The 18,001-nt window shown below is 69.3% G+C and carries 15 protein-coding genes; 10 read left to right on the top strand and 5 right to left on the bottom strand.

All coding sequences use genetic code 11. The annotated features are described in order from the left end of the window. The first annotated feature begins 148 nt into the window (after nt 1-148). Entirely contained in the window at nt 149-1,147 is a 999-nt protein-coding gene (locus O1R50_RS12790) for a hypothetical protein (RefSeq protein WP_270110449.1), read from the top strand. A gap of 180 nt (nt 1,148-1,327) precedes the next feature. Beyond that, entirely contained in the window at nt 1,328-2,065 is a 738-nt protein-coding gene (locus O1R50_RS12785) for an SDR family oxidoreductase (RefSeq protein ID WP_270110448.1), read from the top strand. Between the two features lie 26 nt (nt 2,066-2,091). Here the strand turns inward: O1R50_RS12785 and O1R50_RS12780 are convergent, their stop codons facing one another. From O1R50_RS12780 to O1R50_RS12765, 4 genes are all read right to left on the bottom strand, one after another. After that, nucleotides 2,092-3,513, bottom strand: coding sequence for an ATP-binding protein (locus tag O1R50_RS12780; protein ID WP_270110447.1), 1,422 nt, complete (start codon nt 3,511-3,513; stop codon nt 2,092-2,094). Nucleotides 3,514-3,597: 84 nt separating this feature from the next. Next, the gene (locus O1R50_RS12775; RefSeq protein ID WP_270110446.1) at nt 3,598-4,731 is read right to left on the bottom strand and encodes a hypothetical protein; all 1,134 of its coding nucleotides are present in this window, start codon (nt 4,729-4,731) and stop codon (nt 3,598-3,600) included. Between the two features lie 86 nt (nt 4,732-4,817). Further along, nucleotides 4,818-6,611 carry an ABC transporter ATP-binding protein gene (locus tag O1R50_RS12770; RefSeq protein WP_270110445.1) on the bottom strand — a complete coding sequence of 598 codons (1,794 nt, stop codon included), beginning with the start codon at nt 6,609-6,611 and terminating at the stop codon, nt 4,818-4,820. A gap of 9 nt (nt 6,612-6,620) precedes the next feature. Beyond that, a complete protein-coding gene (locus O1R50_RS12765; protein WP_270110444.1) occupies nt 6,621-8,468 on the bottom strand; it encodes an ABC transporter ATP-binding protein in 1,848 nt (615 codons plus the stop codon). A gap of 134 nt (nt 8,469-8,602) precedes the next feature. Between O1R50_RS12765 and O1R50_RS12760 the strand changes: the two genes are divergently transcribed. The 4 genes from O1R50_RS12760 (at nt 8,603) to O1R50_RS12745 (ending at nt 15,266) form a co-directional block, all read left to right on the top strand. After that, complete coding sequence (locus O1R50_RS12760; protein ID WP_270110443.1) at nt 8,603-10,402, top strand: ABC-F family ATP-binding cassette domain-containing protein; 1,800 nt, start codon at nt 8,603-8,605, stop codon at nt 10,400-10,402. A 307-nt stretch (nt 10,403-10,709) separates the two neighbouring features. After that, nucleotides 10,710-12,275: a S8 family serine peptidase gene (locus tag O1R50_RS12755; RefSeq protein ID WP_270110442.1), complete on the top strand. Its 1,566-nt coding sequence runs from the start codon at nt 10,710-10,712 to the stop codon at nt 12,273-12,275. A 251-nt stretch (nt 12,276-12,526) separates the two neighbouring features. Next, entirely contained in the window at nt 12,527-13,696 is a 1,170-nt protein-coding gene (locus tag O1R50_RS12750) for a S8 family peptidase (RefSeq protein WP_270110441.1), read from the top strand. Nucleotides 13,697-14,066: 370 nt separating this feature from the next. Then, a complete protein-coding gene (locus O1R50_RS12745; protein WP_270110440.1) occupies nt 14,067-15,266 on the top strand; it encodes a S8 family peptidase in 1,200 nt (399 codons plus the stop codon). Nucleotides 15,267-15,322: 56 nt separating this feature from the next. Here the strand turns inward: O1R50_RS12745 and O1R50_RS12740 are convergent, their stop codons facing one another. Continuing rightward, a complete protein-coding gene (locus O1R50_RS12740) occupies nt 15,323-15,727 on the bottom strand; it encodes a hypothetical protein (RefSeq protein WP_270110439.1) in 405 nt (134 codons plus the stop codon). 150 nt (nt 15,728-15,877) lie between these two features. Here O1R50_RS12740 and O1R50_RS12735 point away from each other — a divergent pair, with 150 nt between their 5' ends. The 4 genes from O1R50_RS12735 to O1R50_RS12720 all read left to right on the top strand — a co-directional run bounded on the left by O1R50_RS12735 (nt 15,878) and on the right by O1R50_RS12720 (nt 17,949). After that, complete coding sequence (locus tag O1R50_RS12735) at nt 15,878-16,405, top strand: TetR/AcrR family transcriptional regulator (RefSeq protein WP_270110438.1); 528 nt, start codon at nt 15,878-15,880, stop codon at nt 16,403-16,405. Beyond that, nucleotides 16,402-16,779, top strand: a complete 378-nt coding sequence (locus O1R50_RS12730) for a DMT family transporter (protein WP_270110437.1) — start codon at nt 16,402-16,404, stop codon at nt 16,777-16,779. The genes O1R50_RS12735 and O1R50_RS12730 overlap by 4 nt, the downstream gene beginning before the upstream one ends. After that, nucleotides 16,779-17,099, top strand: coding sequence for a DMT family transporter (locus tag O1R50_RS12725; protein WP_270110645.1), 321 nt, complete (start codon nt 16,779-16,781; stop codon nt 17,097-17,099). The genes O1R50_RS12730 and O1R50_RS12725 overlap by 1 nt, the downstream gene beginning before the upstream one ends. Nucleotides 17,100-17,190: 91 nt before the next feature. Continuing rightward, the gene (locus tag O1R50_RS12720) at nt 17,191-17,949 is read left to right on the top strand and encodes an arginase family protein (protein ID WP_270110436.1); all 759 of its coding nucleotides are present in this window, start codon (nt 17,191-17,193) and stop codon (nt 17,947-17,949) included. The last annotated feature ends 52 nt before the right edge of the window (nt 17,950-18,001 follow it).

Below are 18,001 nucleotides of genomic sequence, written 5' to 3'. Positions count from 1 at the left end.
CCCCCCCCCAACACCCGCGGGTCTCAACCACCCGACGGGGGCGGGCGTCTTGCGCGCCCCCCACCTTTCCGTACAGCACGCGGGACTGGGTTGTCGCTCTCCGGAAGTACGATGCGCGCACCGTGTTCCTCCGCAGATTGCAGGGCCGATGACCCGTACGACACCCCCGCGCCCCCATGGCATCGCCGAGCGGTTCCCCGAACTCGAGCAGTACGCCAAGCCGGCCGTCCGGCTCCACCCGCGCCAGGGCGAGCCCGGCGCCGGCGACAGCTCCATCGGCGGCCCGCTGCTGTGGCCCGCCGACGAGCCCTGGCCGACTTGCGACCTCGCGCACGACGACTTCCAGGACGAGACACTCGACTACACGTTCGCGATGCGCGACTACTTCGCGGATCGCGACCGGCGCCAGAAGCAGGGCGACACGCTCGACTGGGACGCCGAGCGCGAGCGCATGGCCGGACTGGAGGCCGAGCACGCCGTCGGCAAGCACCCCGAGTACGACGAGGATGCACCGCCGCCGTTGATCCCGGTGGCGCAGCTGTACTACCGGGACGCGCCGGAACTCCCGTGGGCCGACCGGTTCGACCTGCTCCAGATCCTGTGGTGCCCGCGCGACCACCCCGACGCCGACACCCCGTACAACCCGGTCTTCCAACTCCGTTGGCGCAGCAGCGAAGACGTCAAGGAACGCCTCGCCGATCCTCCGCGGCCGGTCGTCGGCAACGGCGACTACGTGCCGAACCCGTGCGTCCTCCACCCCGAGGTGGTGACGGAGTACCCGGTGTACCGGGAACTGCCCGAGCCGCTGCGCCAGTCGATCGAGGGCTGGGAGGAGCTGATCGACGAGGAGGACGCATACCTCTTGGACCTGTCGGTCGCGCCCGGTTGGAAGGCCGTGGGCCACGGCGGCAACTGGGCGATCATCGACCCGCACCCGATCGTCTGCGAATGCGGCGAACGCCAGCTGCCGCTGTTCACCGCTGACAGCGGCGAATCCGGCGGCGGCAGCGGGAGCTGGGACGCGGTGGAGGACGCCGACGGGCGGTACGCCAATCCGGTCGAGGTCGTCATCGGCCGGGCCTACATCCTCCAGCTCTACTACTGCCCGGTCTCTGAGGAGCACGTGAACCGCACCGAGATGTTCTGACCCTCCATCCGGCACCGCGATCCCTCGATCTCGGCGAAAGACACCCGCATCGCTGGTGGTGAAGGCATGGCCGATCGCAGGGGGCTCCGCGCGGGCCTCGCGAGTCGGGCGCGAACACGGTCGAGGAGACTGGCGGCAACGCAATCGGCGCGGGTCCGCCGCGGAACCGGGAGGTCATCCATGTCCGTCGCTTTCGTCTCCGGCGCTTCGCGTGGTCTGGGGGCCGTCATTGCTCGGCGGCTTGCCGCCGATGGGTTCGCCGTTGCGGTCAACTACGCGAGGGGCCGCGAAGGAGCCGAGAAGGTCGTCGCCGACATCCTCGAGGCGGGCGGCACCGCCGCGGCGTTCGGCGGCGATGTGACCGACGAGGTTGCGGTGCACGACATGATGGAACGTGTCCGCGCCGAGCTCGGGCCGGTGACCGTGCTGGTGGCCAACGCGACCGGCCCGCAGCCGGAGGTGCCGGTCGATCGGCTCGAATGGCAGGACCACCTGAACCAACTGGAGTTCTTCGTCAAGAGCCCGACCCTGCTGCTCCGCGCGGTCCTGGCTGACATGCGCGCGGCGGGCCGCGGTCGCGTGATCCAGATCGGGTCGGACATGTTCGAGCGCGCGCTGCCGGGTTTCTCGGCGTACAACGCGGCGAAGGGTGCGCAGTGGAGGCTCACCCGCACGTGGGCGAGGGAACTGGGCGCCGACGGCATCACGGTCAACCTGGTGGCGCCGGGATGGGTGCCGGTCGAGCGGCACGGCGAGCTCACGGACGCCGACCTCGCGGGATATGTGGCCGAGGTTCCCATGGGCCGCATCGGCAAGCCGGAAGACGTTGCCGCGGCGGTGTCGTACCTCGCGTCCGAGGCCGCAGGCTTCGTCACCGGGCAGCGGATCACCGTCAACGGCGGCCACAACATGGACTAGCGGTCTAGCGGTCTTCCGCGTCCAGCTCAGCGCCAAGCGGCGATGAGGTCCTCCGGTGTCAGGGCCTCGATTCCTTCGGCGATGCAGCCTGAACGCGAGACGGCAAGCAGCGGCGTCGATTCGGTCGCTCCCGGCAGTTGCGCGCGATGCGCCTCGAGTGCGGCGAGGTCGCGGCGGTCGAACGGCTTGCGATCCAGCCATTTGACGGAGCCGACGAAGGTGATCCGCTTGGCCACGGGCCCGCGGTCGGCGCCGACGAGGTCGATTTCGGGATCGTTCGTGCGAGTCCAATACCCGCCGATCACCTCGGAACCGGCGGGAAGCCGGTCGTCTGCCAAGCGCCACAGCGCATCACGGACCACCGGTTCGATCGCGCGCCCGCGCCAACTCGTCCAGGCTCCGCGGACGCCCTCGAGCACCCGCGAGCCGCCGCCCCGCTCGACTGCGGCGATGTTCGCCCCGACGAACGAGAGCCAGAACCGGAGGTAGGGATCGGCGACGCGGTATCGCGTCAAGCGGCTCGACTTCGTTGAGATCGGCAGTTCGGCGACGACGACGCCCCGCTCCGTCAGCAGGTCGAGGGAGCGTTTGAGCGAAGTTGGTTGCAGGTCACCGGCTTCCCTACCGATGTTGGAGAAGGTGCGCTCGCCGTGCCCGATCGCGCTGAGCACTCTCCGGGCCTGGGCCTCCGAGGGGAATTCGGCCGCCAGCGCCCGTTCACCGCTGACGAGCAGCGCCGAGGTCGGATCTTGCAGTGCGCCTTCGAGATAGGTCCACATGTCGGCGCCGTCCGGCCATTCCTCCAGGATCAGCGGCAGCCCGCCTGAGACGAGGAAGGCGTCGAAGGCCTCGGGTGCGTCGAGACCGGTCAGCTCGGCGACGTCCGCCGGGCTGAGCGGCGGCACCACCATTTCGGTCCCGCGCTGGTAGAACGGGCGCCCATAGGTGTTCAGGCGCTCCATCATCGCGATGTCGGAGCCGACCAGGATCAGGAGCACCGGCAGCTCCGACAGGTGGCGGTCGAAGGCTTTCTGGAGGGCGCCTTCGAAACTGGGGTCTTCGCGCACGAGGTACGGCATCTCGTCGAGGACGACGACTGTCGGTGCGTCCCGGGGCAGGTTGTCGGCGAGCATCGTGAACGCCTCATCCCAAGAGGCGGGCGGCCGGTAGCGCGCGTACCGGTCCCGGTCCGGGAGCGTCGAACGGCTGAGCTCGGTGAGGAAGCCCGTGAGGTCGTCGTCCTTCGACCCGCCGATCGCGGTGAAGAACAGATGCGGGGTTTCGGACCGGTTGAGGAATTCGGCTATCAGGCGTGACTTGCCGACCCGGCGGCGACCGCGCACCAGGAGGGCCTTGCCGGGCCGACCGGTGCGACCGCCCTTTTCGACGCCGGTGAGCAGGCGGTTGAGCGAGCGCAGCTCTTGCTGCCGTCCGATGAATCCGTCCACGGCCCGCCTCCGGAACAACCGAGTTAACTACCACGAATGATACTATCATCCATGATAGCTTTCGCTTCGAATTCGGCTTCCAAGCTACGCTGCCTGTGGCTTGAGCACCTTCTGGACGGATGGCGGCAGTTCACGCAGGGAGGCGCATTCGGAGCGGGGAGGGAGCACCTTCAGTGCGTAGGCCGCGGAGAAGGCCCAGTAGACCGCCAGCGCCACCGCTATGAACGACACCGGACCGCCCAGCCACATGCCGATCGCCACCGTGAACGCGTAACCGGCGAAAGCCCCGACGTAGAGACGCATCGATGCGCGGTGAAAGCGCTTCGAACGGACATTGATCTCCCGGAAGCTCAGCATGTTGAGCATCGCGAACAGCAACATCAAGACGAGCGGCATCGCCTCGACCCCGTCGGCAGCCGCTCTCCGGGATGACAGGACCGCCATCATCACGAGCAGCGTCAAGAGGTACGCCACGAGCAGGGCCGTGTTGGCTATCGCCACCGCCTGATAGCGCACTCGGAGATCTCCGAACTCGAACCGGTGCGGACAGTCGGCGACACGGCACCGGACCGGCTCAGGCATGACCGCGAGCGGCCCGGGGTCGTTTCGAAGGAGCGCGCGGAACGCCGGTGAGAAACCGGGATGGGTCTGGCAAGTACCGCGCTTGTACAGCGTGTCCCGAAACGAGAGGAGCTGGCGAAGGACGAAGGCGAAGGACATCGCAGCCAAAGCGCAGGGGACCAAGGCGGAGCCGAAGGACCTTGTGGACACCAGCATCATCGCGACAGCGGCGAGGAACACCAGGAATCCGATGGCGGCGAGCCCGATCACGATGTCGCTCGGGCGATGCAGCCGCTTCCAGGCCAAGGCGAGCCCGATCGCGCCGACCGCTTGCAGCACCCCACTGCCAACCAGGAGCAGGCCGGCCACCGCGGGAAATAGATCACTGTTCTCGAATCCGACAGCGAGACCGGCAAGACCGAAGAACGTGCCGAACATGATGCCCAGCCAACTCGACCAGATCGCGACGACGTTCCCGGCAAACGCGAAGCGGCCCTTCGCATTGAAGTTGCCAAAACGCACCCGATGAGGGCAGTGGTGTCGTTCCGTCTCGGTCAGGACCGGTTCGGTCCATGCCGCCGTGGAGTCGTCGGTCGGAGCGGGCTCGACCGTGATCGGCGGGTCGGAACGCGGTGGTTCAAGGGGTTCGTATGACATTGTGGGGCTTTCGATCAGGCAAAGGACGAGGTCCCCGCCTTGTGCGGCGGGGACCTCGCGAATTCTAGGGAATGCGCTCGGCAGGGTCAGCGGTAGGCGGAGCTCTGCAGGGAGTAAAGCTCGGCGTAGGCGCCGCCCCGGGCCATGAGTTCGTCGTGCGTGCCCGACTCGGCGACCCGGCCCTGCTCCAGGACGATGATGAGGTCGGCCATGGAGACCGTCGAGAAACGGTGGGAGACAAGGACGGTGACGGTGCCGCGCTGGCGGCCGGCGTGGACCTCTTCGGCGAAGCGCTCGAAGAGGGCGTGCTCGGTCTGGGGGTCGAGGGCGGCGGTGGGTTCGTCGAAGAGGACGAGGAGCGGGTCTTTTCGCATGCGGCCGCGGCCGATCGCGAGTTTCTGCCATTGGCCGCCGGAGAGGTCGGTGCCGTCGTCCCAGCGGGCGCCGAGTCGAGTGTCGAGCCCGTTGGGGAGGTCGTCGATGACGTCGTCGGCTCCGGCGTGTTCCATTGCGGCGCGGACGGTCTCGTCGTCGTAGCCGCCCTTGAGGTCGCCGATGCCGATGGTCTCGCGGGCGGTGAACTCGAAGCGGGTGAAGTCCTGGAACGTCGCGCCGATGCGTTCGCGCCAGGCGTCCACCTCGAAATCGGTCAGGTCGTTGCCGTCGACCTTGATCTGACCGGAGGTCGGCTGGTAGAAACCGGACAGGAGCTTGACGAGGGTGGTCTTGCCCGCGCCGTTCTCTCCGACGAGGGCGACGACCTTCCCGGCGGGGAGGGTGAGCGTGACGTCGTCGAGCGAGCGGCGCTCCGATTCGGGGTAGGCGAAGGAGACGCCTTGGAGGGCGATGCCTTCGGTGAGGCGCTCGGGGACCTCGAAGGGCACGGCCGGACCGCTGGACTGCGCGGCGTACTCGCGCAGCCAGTTGAGGCGTTCGCCCAGTTTGGCGAGGCGCGCGACCAGCATGCCCTGGAGGGCGACGTTCGCGGCGGCGCCCGCGACCATGCCGATCAGGCCGACGAGGAGGACCACGTCGCCCGCGGTGGCCTGGCCGCGGATCGCGAGGTAGAGGACGATGCCGATCCCGGCGGCCATGCCGATCGCGGCGAGGAGGCCTTCACCGGTGACGATCCGGGCGGCCTTCCACTGGCCCCGGTTGCGCTCGGCGACGACGGCCGCGCCGATCTCGTGGTGGCGCTCGGCGACCGCCGCCGCGGAGCCGAAGATGCGCAGCTCCTTGCCGGATTCGCCGAGCGTCGCGACCTCGAAGAGGTGGCGGCGCTTGCGTTCGGGTTCGCTCGTGGCCGCGATGACCTTGTCCTCGATCGTCCCGGCCTGGTTGGCGATCGCCATGGCGGCCAAGGAGAACAGCGGGAACACCAGCAGCAGCGGGTGGACCTGGAAGAGGAGCACGCCGCCGACCGCGATGGTGACCACGCCGCGCAGCAGCTGGGCCGCCCAGTTGACGCCGCCGGAGAGGAGCCAGCGCTCCTCGCGGATGCGCTGGACCTCGTCGAGGTGGTCGGGCCGCTCGTGGTGGTCGAGGCCGGGCGGGTTGCCCATGAGCGCCATGATCTCCCGGTCGGAGGCGCGAGCGGTGTGGTCGAGCACGAGGAACACGAGTTTGACGTAGAGGAAGACGATCGTCCAGATCAGGGCGACGCCGAGACCGAGTCCCGCTGCGGCGAGCCAGGCTTCGCGCTCGTGTCCGGTTTGGACGGCGTCGATGAGGACCTTCGTCAGGTAGACGAGGAGCGGCATGAGCGTCGCCTGGGCCACACCCAGGGCGATCTGCGCGGTGATCGCCTTCGGGTGGGCCTGGTAGCCGACTGCGAGGGCGTTCTTCAAGCCGCGCAGGCGTTTCGAGATCTTGTCTCTCATGATGAGTTCCTAAGCGAGGGGGGTGCGGGCGAGGCGGTTGGCTTGGAGGGTGAAGGCTTCGGCGTAGCGTCCGCCGAGGGCCATGAGGTCGGCGTGGGAGCCGTCTTCGACGACCTTGCCGCCGTCGAGGACGACGATGCGGTCGGCGCGGCGCACGGTGGAGAACCGGTGGGAGATGACGATCGTGGTGAGACCGGCCGTGATGTCGAGGAACTGCTCGTAGAGTTCGGCTTCGGCGCGCACGTCGAGCGCGGCGGCGGGCTCGTCGAGGATGAGGATCTTCGCGCCGGCCTGGACGGCGAAGAGCGCTCGGGCCAGGGCGATTCGCTGCCACTGCCCGCCGGAGAGGTCGGTGCCGCCTTCGTACTCGCTCGACAGGACCGTGTCGAGTCCATTGGGGAGCGAGTCGATGAGGTCGCGGATGCCCATGGGCTCGCAGGCCTTCCAGATCCGGTCGGTGTCGTCGGCGAGGTGCGGGGCGCCGAGGGTGATGTTGTCGCGCACGGTGAGCTGGTAGCGGGTGAAGTCCTGGAACAGGGCCGAGAGGCGCGTGCGCCAGACCGCCGGGTCGACGCCCGCGAGGTCGACGCCGTCCACGGTGATCTTGCCGCCGGTCGGTTCGTAGAGACCGGCGAGGAGCTTGACGAGGCTGGTCTTCCCGGCCCCGTTGTGGCCGACCACGGCGAGGGAGGTCCCGGCTTCGATCTCCAGGTCGAGCCCTTCGATCACGGGCCGCTCGGACCCGGGGTAGGCGAAGGCGACGTTCGCGAACGTCACCGTGCGTTCCGGTGCGGCACTGGGGAGTTCGGCGGTGACGGGCCGTTCGTCGACGGTCAGCGTCGATTCGAGGGCGAGGACCTTCGGCACGGGGAGCGCGCCGAGCGCGAGGAACGCGGCCGTGTCGTCGAACGCGGAGAAGTTGAACATCGTGGTCAAGGCGACCAGGTAGACCGAGAGCGCCGCGAAGCCGACGGCCCCGTCGAGCCCGGACTGCGCGAGCAGCAGTGCGGTGGCCCCGGTGAGCGCGAGCAGGGCGCCGACGACGCCGACGGCGGTGCGGGCGCGCAGCCGCTGGAAGCGGTTCGTGTAGGCCATCCGCTCGTTCCACTGGCGATCGTAGCGGTCGAGGAGCCAGCCCATGAGGCCCCAGACGCGGATCTCCTTGGCGGGCTCGGCGCTGATGGCGAGGTCGCGCATGTACTCGCTCTCGCGCATCTCGGTGGAGCGCATGTAGGCGGTCTTGCCGACGCGCGTGTACTCGTTCTGCATCGCGATGAAGATCAGCGGCCAGGCGACGAGCCAGGCGAGGCCGATCCAGATGTTGAAGAGGCACAGCACGATCGAGGCGCCGGCGGCCGAGAGGAACTCGGGGGCGATGGCGGCGAGGCCGCGGATGGCGCGCTCGGGGCGGATGAAGTCGCCGCCGAGCTGGCGGGCGATGCGCAGGAGCGCGAGGACCTCGTCGTCTTCGAGGTGGGTGATGCCGGCGGGGCGGGCGACGGCGGCGACGAGTCGGTCCTGGAGGAGCAGTTCGAGTTCGCGGCCGAGGTTGAAGGCGTTGGCGTTGTGCACGTTGTTGACAAGGCGGCCGAGGAGGAGCGCGGCGACGCCCACGCCGAGGAGGACGTAGGTGTGGCGGGCCTCGGGCGAGCCGGGCCCGGCCTCGGCGGCGTCCGGGACGGCGCCGATGAGGAGGCCCGTCGCGATGGTCATGGCCAGCGGGAGCGCCGCGACCAGAACGGTGGTGGCGGCGAAGAGGGCGGTGCGGGGGCGGCTGATCTGCGGCAGCAGCCGCACGACCGCGAGCACGGCTCGGCCGGCCTCGAAGCGCACCGGTTTGGCATCTTGGGGTGTCATTGCTATCCGATCATGACGTCATGATGACTGTGCTTCGACACCATAGCGAACCTTGAAACCGCTCGCAAGCCCCGTTCCACACCGCGGACCAGCGATTGGGGCTCCGTCGCCGAACGCGGGTAGTGTTGAGCCTCGTGTCAGCGCCCAATCTCGTCAATCTCGAAACCGTCTCCAAGGCCTACCCCGACCAGGTGGTCCTCGACGCGGTCTCCCTCGGCATCGCCGCAGGCCAGCGCGTCGGCGTCGTCGGCCGCAACGGCGACGGGAAGTCGACGCTGCTGCGCCTCATCGCCCGCGCCGACGTGCCCGATTCCGGGCGGGTCGTGCACACCGGCGGCACCCGCATCGCCGTGCTCGGCCAGACCGACGGCCTCCGTGATGTCGCGACCGTGCGCGACGAGCTGTTCGGCGACGCGGACGCCCACGAGTGGGCGCGCGACTCGCGCGTCCGCGAGATCTTGACGGGCCTGTTCGGCGGTCTCGACGCACCAGTGCTTCCCGAGGGTCTCGACTCAAAGGTCGGCGTGCTCTCCGGCGGGGAGCGCCGCCGCGTCGACCTCGCGCGGGTCCTCTCGGAGGACGCGGACCTGCTGCTGCTCGACGAGCCCACGAACCACCTCGACATCGAGGGGATCGCCTGGCTCGCTTCGTATCTGAACTCCACGCGGGCGGCGATCATCGTCGTCACGCACGACCGGTGGTTCCTCGACGAGATCTGCGACCGCATCTGGGATGTGCAGCGCGGCAACGTGTTCGAGTACGACGGCGGGTACACCGCGTATGTCCTGGCCCGGGCCGAGCGCGAGCGCCAGGCGAGCGTCGCGGAGGAGAAGCGCCAGAACCTCATGCGCAAGGAGCTCGCGTGGCTCCGCCGGGGTGCGAAGGCGCGCACCGGGAAGGCGAAGTACCGGGTCGACGCGGCGAACGAGCTGATCGCGAACGAGCCGCCGCCGCGCGACACCGCCGAGCTGGTGAGCTTCGCGACCGGGCGGCTGGGCAAGACCGTGTTCGAGGCGAAGGGCGTCACGGTGCAGGCCGGCGACCAGATCCTCCTCGAGGACCTGGACTGGATCCTGGGTCCGGGCAAGCGGGTCGGGCTCCTCGGCGTGAACGGCGCGGGCAAGACCTCGCTGCTGCGCACGCTCGCGAACGCATTGAACGACGAGCAGCCCGCGGCGGGCCGCGTCAAGGTGGGCCGCACGGTGAAGCTCGCGTGGCTGACGCAGCACATGGAGGACCTGGACGGGTCCTGGCGGGTGCTCGAGGCGATCGAGAACGTGGCGAAGCGGGTCCAGTTGGGCAAGAAGGAGATGTCGGCGGGGCAGCTAGCCGAGCGCCTCGGCTTCCTCGGCGGGAAGCAGCGCACGTTCGTGCGCGACCTCTCGGGCGGGCAGCGCCGCCGCCTGCAGCTCGCGCGGCTGCTCATGGCCGAGCCGAACGTGCTGTTCCTCGACGAGCCGACGAACGACCTCGACATCGAGACGCTGACGCAGCTGGAGGACCTGCTCGACGACTGGGCGGGGACGATGGTCGTGGTGAGCCACGACCGGTACTTCACCGAGCGGGTCGCGGACGAGTCGTGGGCGCTGCTGGGCGACCGGCGGCTGCGGCACCTGCCGCGCGGGATCGAGGAGTACCTGGAGCGGCGTGCGGACAAGTCGGCTGCGCCGCAGGCGAAGAGCAAGGGTCCGGGCAACGCGCCGGGCGCCGGGAAGGCACCGTCCTCCGCGGCGGAGGACCGGGCGACGCAGAAGGAGCTGTCGAAGCTCGAGCGTCGCCTGGCGAAGGTCGAGGAGAAGATCGCGGGGCTGTACGCCGACATGGCCGAGCACGCGACGGACCCGGCCAAGCTCGGGGAGCTGCAGGATCAGGTGACCGCGTTGGAGACGGAGCGGGACGAGATCGAAGAGCGCTGGATGGCGCTCGCGGACTGATCGGCCGACTTCGGCGTTGCGCCGCTTGGGTTCGCGGGTGCGGCGCGGTCCTATCGAGAAGTCTCGGTTCCATAACGGAGCCGTATATTGTAGCGGGTCCGAACGCTCCCATACCGGTTGGTAACCGACTCTTCATTCAGTGATTTATGGGTCTCTTCCAGGGACTTCACAATTCACTGTGATTTCCCTAACCTCAGGTTGAAAGCCCGAAAGGGACCGGTTCCACCGAACCGCCCCCTACGAGGCGGTGCGCCCCCATCGATCCCTTGCGCACCAACCCGTCTGAACCGAGAGGGAGTACCCCCCTATGACCGTCTCGCACGCTTCTGTTCGAAGAGGCAGCACCCTTCGCCGCATCGCGGCCGCGTCCCTGGCGGGCGCGGCTGCGATCGGCTCGATCACCTTCGGCGGCCTTGCCGCGCAAGCCGAACCGGCCCAGATCTTCGGCGCCGACTCCCCCACCGCCATCGACGGCGAGTACCTCGTCGTCATGGAGGGCAACGCCGCTTATCGGGAGGCCGACGAGATCGCGAGCGACGCAGGCGCTTCGGTCATCGACGACTTCGCCGCGGTGGACACGGTCCTCGTCGGGGCCTCCGAGTCCGAGGCGCGCGAGCTCGCGGCCGCCGACGGCGTGGCCTTCGTCGAGCAGAACGCGGTCGTCTCGATCGACGCCGTGCAGTCGCCCGCGACCTGGGGCATCGACCGCATCGACCAGCCGAACCTGCCGCTGAGCGGGAGCTACGAGTACCTCGGGACCGGTTCGGGCGTGCACGCGTACATCGTGGACACCGGCATCAACGCCTCGCACACCGAGTTCACCGGGCGCGTGGGCAACGGCTACGACTTCATCCAGAACGACTCGACCCCGCAGGACGGCAACGGCCACGGCACCCACGTCGCCGGCACCGTCGGCGGCACCACCTACGGCGTGGCCAAGAACGTGACCCTGCACGGCGTCCGCGTCCTCGACAACGCCGGTTCCGGCACCACCGCCGGCGTCGTCAACGGCATCAACTGGGTCACCGCCAACGCCATCAAGCCCGCCGTCGCGAACATGAGCCTCGGCGGCGGCTACTCCGCGTCCCTCAACAACGCCGTCACCTCGGCGGTGAACTCGGGCGTGACCTTCGCGGTCGCCGCCGGCAACGAGGACCAGGACGCCTGCAACGTCTCGCCCGCCTCCGCGCCCGCCGCGATCACCGTGGCCGCCAGCGACGACGCGGACACCCGCGCCTACTTCTCCAACTTCGGGTCCTGTGTAGACGTCTTCGCGCCCGGCGTGGACATCACCTCCGCGTGGCACTCCTCGAACACCGCCACCAACACCATCTCGGGCACCTCGATGGCCTCCCCGCACGTCGCCGGGGCCGTCGCGGTCTACCTGGGTCTCAACCCGTCCGCGACCACCAGCGCCGTCGCCTCCTGGGTGACCGGCAACGCCGGGACCGGCAAGATCTCCGACGTCCAGGGCAGCCCGAACCGGCTGCTGTACACGGGCACCGGCGGCGGCACCGACCCCGACCCGAGCGACTGCGCCGCCACCAAGTCGACCGCCACCGCGATCGCCGACCGCGCCACCGTCAACTCGACCCTGGCTCTCACCTGCGACGGCAACGCCCGCAGCAACAGCAGCGTCGCCGTGAACATCACCCACACCTGGCGCGGGGACCTCGCGATCTACCTGATCGCCCCCGACGGCACGAGCTACACCCTGAAGACCTCCTCGAGCAGCGACTCCGCCGACAACGTCATCGCCACCTACCCGGTGAACCTCTCCAGTGAGACCGCCACGGGCACTTGGACACTGCGCATCGTGGACGCCTACGCGGGCGACTCCGGGACGCTCAACTCCTGGACCCTCGAGCTGTGACTCCCCCGAACAACTGAATAGCGGGTGACCGCGGGCGGGCCCTCCCCGTCGCACGGCAGTCCGGCAGCGCGACCTGGAGCCGTCGCCCGCCGGGCGCCGCGGCAGGGTCCGCACCGCGGCCCCGCACCATCCCCCCCGACGTCGGCGCGAGCCGATCCGGTCCCCAACGGCGCCAGCCGTTTCGATTTCCATCACCCACATCCCGTCCGGGCCCTGGACCGGCCCGGACCACCCGAAGGGACCCAATGTCCATGTCACGCAAGCAGAGAACCGTCGCGGCGGCCGCCATCGGCGTCGCCGCCTTCACCGCCCTCGCCTTCACCGCGACCGCCGCCGAGGCGAAGCCCGCGCAGGGCCAGATCGTCGGCGAGGATGCCGCGGGCGCCATCGCGGGCGAGTACATCGTCGTCCTGGAGGATGACAAGTCGGTCTCGTCCGCTCTGAAGAGCATCGAGGGCGAGGAGCTCGTCGAGACCTACTCCGGGATCGACTCGTTCCTCATGGAGTCCAGCGAATCCGAAGCGAAGGAACTCGCCGCCGAGGACGGCGTGGCCTTCGTCGAACAGAACGCGGTCGTCTCGATCGATGCGACACAGTCACCCGCGACGTGGGGCATCGACCGCATCGACCAGCGCAACCGGCCGCTCTCGGGCAGTTACACGTACAACTACACCGGTCGCGGCGTCCACGCGTACATCGTGGACACCGGTATCAACGCCACCCACACGGAGTTCACCGGCAGCATCGGCAACGGGTACGACTTCGTCTCGAACGACTCGACCCCGCAGGACGGCAACGGCCACGGCACCCATGTCGCCGGGACCATCGGCGGCACGATCTACGGTGTGGCCAAGGACGTCACGCTCCATGGCGTGCGAGTGCTGAACAACTCCGGCTCCGGTACCACGGCCGGGGTCATCAACGGCATCAACTGGGTCCGGACCAATGCCATCAAGCCCGCCGTGGCGAACATGAGCCTCGGCGGCGGCTACTCGGCAGCGCTGAACAACGCGGTCGCCGCGGCGGTCTCGTCCGGCGTCTCGTTCGCGGTGGCGGCGGGCAACGAGAACCAGAACGCCTGCAACGTCTCCCCGGCGTCGACGCCGTCGGCGATCACCGTCGGCGCGACGACCTCCACCGACGCGCGGGCCAGCTACTCCAACTACGGCTCCTGCCTCGACGTGTTCGCGCCGGGCTCGAGCATCACCTCGGCGTGGCGCACCAGCAACACGTCGACCAACACCATCTCGGGCACCTCGATGGCCACCCCGCACGTCGCGGGTGCCATCGCGCTCTACCTGCAGGCCAACCCGAGTGCGTCGACCTCGGCCGTCGCGAGCTGGGTGACCGGCAACGCGACCACGGGCCTGGTCACCGGAGCGGGCACCGGCAGCCCCAACCGACTGCTCTACACCCTGTAAACCACTCGAGCACCAACGAGGCCTTGCGCTCTGTGAGCGCAAGGCCTCGTTCTGTTTATCCCTTTTGGAGCTTTCACAGCTTTTGCTCATTCACTGATCTATTGATGTGATTCGGGGGGTTTACACAGTTTGTTCTACGCCTTAGGCTCACAGCCAGGGTCTGACGGCCCGTCGCAGAGCCGCTGGGCCCGGACGGGTGAAGCGGACCGGGCTCCGTCCCGGTCCGCGCCGCCTGGCCACACCACCCTCCCCCCGGGGACGGCCGCCCCCAAGCAGGCGGACGCCCCGCACAACCGAAGGAGTTCCTATGTCCTCGGCGAAGTTTGCGAGCCGTAGATCTGTAGGGCCAACGGCAGGAACGAAACGGCGCATGAAGACCGCCGCCGCGATCGGCATCGCGGTAGCGGCGGCCGGAGGCTCGCTCGTCGCGGCCTCCGCATTCGCCAACGCAGAGACCCCGGCACCGGACGCCAGTGACCTCATCATCGGCGCCGACTCCCCCGACGCCATCGCAGGCGAGTACATCGTCGTCCTCGAAGACCAGGGCGCCAAGGCCACCGGCGGCCTGGACGCGCTCGCCGACGACCTCGGCGTGAGCGTCGACGTCGAGGACACCCTCAGCCTCGTCGACGGCTACGTCGCCGAGATGAGCGAGGCCGAAGCGGTCGAGCTGGCCTCCGACGACTCGGTCGCCTACGTCGAGCAGAACCAGATGGCCTACGCCTCCGAGGTGCAGGCCGACCCGCCGTCATGGGGCCTCGACCGGGTCGACCAGGACGCGCTCCCGCTCGACCAGTCCTATGAGTACACCCAATCCGGCGCGGGTGTCGAGGCGTTCGTGCTCGACACCGGGCTGAACACCACGCACCAGGAGTTCGAGGGCCGCGTCGGCGAAGGCTTCGACTTCATCGACGACGACGCCGACCCGAGTGACTGCCACGGCCACGGCACGCACGTCGCCGGGACCATCGGCGGCTCCACGTACGGCCTCGCCAAGGATGTCACGATCCGCCCCGTCCGCGTCCTCGACTGCGAGGGCTCCGGCTCGTACGCCGCCATCATCGGCGGCATCGAGTGGGTCGCCGCGAACGCCGGCGAGTCCGCCGTCGCCAACATGAGCCTCGGCGGCTCCTTCAGCCAGGCCCTCAACGACGCGATCGCCGCGGCGGTCGAGACCGGCGTGACCTTCGCGATCGCCGCGGGCAACGAGGGCCAGGACGCGTGCGACGTGTCCCCGGGCTCGGAGCCGACCGCGATCACCGTGGGCGCCACCGATGAAGACGACGCCGCCGCCTCGTTCTCGAACTTCGGCGAGTGCGTCGACCTCCTCGCCCCCGGTGTGGGCATCACCTCCGCCTGGATCGACGGCGACGACGCCGAGAACACCATCTCGGGCACCTCGATGGCCACCCCGCACGTCGCGGGCGTCGCCGCGCTCTTCCTCGAGTCCAACCCCGGCGCCACGCCGGACGAGGTCGCGACCGCCCTCACCGAAGGCGCGCTCGCGGACGTCGTGGCCGACCCGAACGGCAGCCCGAACCTGCTGCTGAACACCGCGTTCCTGGGTTAGCGCACTACTGGGAAGGGCCGGAGCCTAGCGGCTCCGGCCCTTTCGCGTGCCCGCGTTCAACCCAGCGCTTCGAGCAGGTCGCGGCAGGCTTTCAGGCAGGAGCGGCACTCCGCGGCGCACTTGGCGCAGTGCTCCATCGACGAGTGCTGCTCGCAGACGTCGAGGCTCGACTTGCAGGCCCTGGCGCAGGCCTCGAGCATCGCGCGGGTGAGGTTGGCGTCGTACCCGGTGTGGCGCGAGAGCATCTTGCCGGTGGCCAGCGCGATGTCGGCGGTGTCCAGGTTCGTGCGGATGCACTTGACCAGCATGGCCACGTGGTCCTCACTGAGACAGGCGTCGGCGCAGGCGGTGCAGGCCTGTGCGCAGGCGAAGCACTCCTTGATGCAGTCGGCGAGCTTCTGGCGGTCGATGCCGCCGAGATCGGCCGGGTACGTGCGGAGCATGTCCTCGACGAGTGTCATGGTCGGTCCCTTCCAGTCGGCGCGGCGCCGCCGCCTGCGGCGCGCATCGGACTCCCCGGATACCCGGGGCTCCCGCCGGTAAGCGAACTCGCGGTGATCCGGCGCACTTCCAATGGCCGCTACCAACCAACCGGTAGGTAAAGTAAATCCATGAGTTCTCGAGAACAGATCCTCGAAGCCGCCCTCGAGCGGCTCCGCGCCGGCGCGAGCGTCTCCCTCGCCTCGGTCGCCGACCAAGTGGGCCTCAGCAAACCGGGTCTCATGTACCACTTCCCGACCAAGGAAGCGCTCATGGTCGCCCTCATCGACCACGTCCTCGACACCTGGGAACGCGAACTCACCGGGCTCCTCGACGTCCCCCTCGAACAGGCCGACGCCCGCCAGCGCCACCGCGCCTACCTGCACTGGCCCTTCGAAGCCGAGTTCGACCAAGGCGACCTCGTGATCTTCGCCGACCCGCGGCTGCGCCCGATCCTGACCGAGCACTGGGCCCGTCGGATGCGCCCCTGGATCGAGATCCCGGCCGACCTCCCGATCGAGCGACGGGCCCGCCTCACCGCGGCGCGGCTCATCGCCGACGGCCTCTGGGTCGACGACGCCCTCTCCCTGCACTCCGTCGAAGCCGAAGAGCGCCAGGCACTCCTGGCCCTCGCCGACGAACTCCTGGAGGAAGCGTGAAAGCCTGGCTCCTCCTGGCCGGAGCGATCCTCACCGAAGTGACCGCCTCGCTCTCGCTCAAAGCCGCGGCCGAGCAGCCGCTCTGGTACGTCCTCGTCGCGGTCGGCTTCACCAGTGCCTTCGTGTTCCTCACCGCGGTCCTGAAGGAGGGCATGAACCTCGGCGTCGCCTACGGCGTCTGGGGCGCCCTCGGTGTCGCGCTCACCGCGATCATGGGCGCGGTCCTCTACGGCGAACCGCTCACCGGGCTCATGCTCGTCGGCATCGCCCTGGTCATCGGCGGCGTCCTCACGGTCGAACTCGGCTCGCAGCACGCCGCCGGGGCCAAGCCCGACACCGCTTCCCGTCCGCTCGAAACCGAAGGGGCCCGATGATGGCCTTGATCTACCTCGCCGCCGCGATCCTCGCCGAGGTCTCCGCCGCGCTGGCCCTCAAGGCCGCCACCGGCGGCAAGCGCATCTGGTACACAGTGGTCGCCGGGGGCTACCTGCTCGCGTTCGCCGGGTTGACGCTCGCGCTCGGCGAGGGGCTCGGCATCGGCGTCGCCTACGGCATCTGGGCCGCCACGGGCGTCGCGCTCACCGCGATCGGCAGCCGCGTCCTCTTCAAAGAGCCGCTGACCCTCGTCATGGGCGCGGGGATCGTCCTCATCGCAGGAGGCGTCCTCCTCATCGAACTCGGCGGCGCCCACTAGCAGCATCGAACTTGATCGATCGGCTGGTTTTCCGGTAATAATGGCTCAGACCACATGGACCGAACCCGACCCGATGCGGAGGCCCCCGGCGATGACGGTGCTACTCGTGCCTTACCACCTCGACGAACGCCTGCCCGACGACGAGTTCCCGGTCGCCGCCGACCGCATCGTCGCCAAGGACTTGCACGGCGGGGACTTCTGGTCCCGCGTCGCCGGCCTCTACGACCTGGTCGGCGACGCGGTCGCCACCGCCAAGCGGCCGACCACGGTCGTCACCGCCGACTGCACCGTGGCCCTCGGGGTCGTGACCGGTCTCCAGCGGCTCGGCCTCGAACCCTCGGTCATGTGGTTCGACGCCCACGGCGACCTCCACACGCCTGCCAGCAGCGCCTCCGGCTACCCGGGCGGCATGGTCCTGCGGATGCTCCTCGGCGAAGGCGACGGCACCGTGGCCGAGACCACCGGCCTGACCCCGATCCCGCCCGAGCGGGTGGTCCTGGTCGACGCCCGCGATCTCGATGCGCCGGAAGCCGAATACCTGTCCCACAGTGCCGTCGAGCGCGTCCCGGTCGAGGCCGCGACCGCCCCGGACGGACCCGTCTACCTCCACATCGACCTCGACGTGCTCGACGCCGATCTGGTTCCGGGCCTGCGATACCCGGTCACCCCCGGCCCCACCCCGGACCAGATCCGCGATGCCGCGCAGCGCATCCTCGCCACGGGCCGAGTCGCCGCGATGACCATCGCGTGCACCTGGCGTCCAGGCGAAGGCGCCCCGGCGGCGGCGAAGAAGCTCGTGGACGAACTGCTCGCCGCCGCGCGCGGCATCGCCGAAGGCGCGGATCGATGAGGCGGGGCTGTTGCCAGATTTAGACCGCGGACCGCTGCGCACCGTGCGCGCT

Source organism: Glycomyces luteolus (assembly GCF_027622875.1).
In the GTDB taxonomy this organism is placed as follows: Bacteria; Actinomycetota; Actinomycetes; order Mycobacteriales; family Micromonosporaceae; genus Glycomyces; species Glycomyces luteolus.
Note: the sequence above shows the minus strand (reverse complement) of the source record. Positions and strands in the feature narration are given on the sequence as shown.

Excerpts from the sequence above, each read along its gene's own strand:
- O1R50_RS12720 (WP_270110436.1), top strand. The coding sequence starts at position 17,191 with ATGACGGTGCTACTCGTGCCTTACCACCTCGACGAACGCCTGCCCGAC.
- O1R50_RS12765 (WP_270110444.1), bottom strand. The coding sequence starts at position 8,468 with ATGACACCCCAAGATGCCAAACCGGTGCGCTTCGAGGCCGGCCGAGCC.
- O1R50_RS12725 (WP_270110645.1), top strand. The coding sequence starts at position 16,779 with ATGGCCTTGATCTACCTCGCCGCCGCGATCCTCGCCGAGGTCTCCGCC.
- O1R50_RS12735 (WP_270110438.1), top strand. The coding sequence starts at position 15,878 with ATGAGTTCTCGAGAACAGATCCTCGAAGCCGCCCTCGAGCGGCTCCGC.
- O1R50_RS12740 (WP_270110439.1), bottom strand. The coding sequence starts at position 15,727 with ATGACACTCGTCGAGGACATGCTCCGCACGTACCCGGCCGATCTCGGC.
- O1R50_RS12775 (WP_270110446.1), bottom strand. The coding sequence starts at position 4,731 with ATGTCATACGAACCCCTTGAACCACCGCGTTCCGACCCGCCGATCACG.
- O1R50_RS12755 (WP_270110442.1), top strand. The coding sequence starts at position 10,710 with ATGACCGTCTCGCACGCTTCTGTTCGAAGAGGCAGCACCCTTCGCCGC.
- O1R50_RS12745 (WP_270110440.1), top strand. The coding sequence starts at position 14,067 with ATGAAGACCGCCGCCGCGATCGGCATCGCGGTAGCGGCGGCCGGAGGC.
- O1R50_RS12770 (WP_270110445.1), bottom strand. The coding sequence starts at position 6,611 with ATGAGAGACAAGATCTCGAAACGCCTGCGCGGCTTGAAGAACGCCCTC.
- O1R50_RS12750 (WP_270110441.1), top strand. The coding sequence starts at position 12,527 with ATGTCACGCAAGCAGAGAACCGTCGCGGCGGCCGCCATCGGCGTCGCC.
- O1R50_RS12785 (WP_270110448.1), top strand. The coding sequence starts at position 1,328 with ATGTCCGTCGCTTTCGTCTCCGGCGCTTCGCGTGGTCTGGGGGCCGTC.
- O1R50_RS12790 (WP_270110449.1), top strand. The coding sequence starts at position 149 with ATGACCCGTACGACACCCCCGCGCCCCCATGGCATCGCCGAGCGGTTC.